The following is a 243-nucleotide window of genomic DNA, read 5'->3' on the forward strand; positions in this document are numbered from 1 at the left end:
ATTTAATGCAGCACGTGGTTTACTACTTGGGTATTTAGCGCTTGCGAATCTTCGAGCATCTAGTGAATCGCGTGCAAACGGCGCAAACGGAGCCATTATTTTAACAAACGTTGTAAATCATTTATTTGGTAGTTACGGAACAGTATTACTAGGTATCGCAATTACAGCAGCATGTTTAACACCTTCAGTAGGTATTGATGCAGCTTGTGGAGAATATTTCTCTTCCTTATTACCAAATATATC

1 protein-coding gene is annotated in these 243 nt (G+C 38.7%); it reads left to right on the forward strand.

Annotated features, from left to right (window positions below):
- Positions 1-243 (forward strand): branched-chain amino acid transport system II carrier protein (locus tag JDS92_RS30420; RefSeq protein ID WP_199633068.1); only part of this gene is annotated, 243 nt, incomplete at both ends.

The organism is Bacillus cereus group sp. N12 (genome assembly GCF_016483575.1).
GTDB lineage: Bacteria > Bacillota > Bacilli > Bacillales > Bacillaceae_G > Bacillus_A > Bacillus_A toyonensis.